At 44.7% G+C, this 257-nt stretch carries 1 pseudogene; it reads right to left on the bottom strand.

The annotated features are described in order from the left end of the window. Positions 1–257: pseudogene (locus tag SB756_RS32145) on the bottom strand (serine/threonine protein phosphatase); the annotation flags it as partial.

Raw genomic sequence — 257 nt, 5'->3', positions numbered from 1 at the left:
GGTGTATGACCAAACCAGAAATGATCAGCACCTGTAATTCCCTGCCCTTTTTGGCGTTCACCTAATCGCGAGCGGCTCCACAAGACCTGATGCAAATCAACGTCCTTTTGCCATTCATAAACATCATCTGGATAATCGGCATGAGCAATAACATGTTTGCCGGTGCGTCTATGTACTTCAAGAATAAAGGGCAAATGCTGACATTTTTCCAGCGGCGTTTTCGCTTGTTTCTGTTGATTATCTGCCAGCGCAATAAA

This window comes from Pseudomonas sp. SIMBA_068, from assembly GCF_046534705.1.
Lineage (GTDB): Bacteria > Pseudomonadota > Gammaproteobacteria > Pseudomonadales > Pseudomonadaceae > Aquipseudomonas > Aquipseudomonas putida.
The sequence above is the reverse complement of the archived record's forward strand: the minus strand, read 5'-3'. Positions and strand labels throughout refer to the sequence as shown.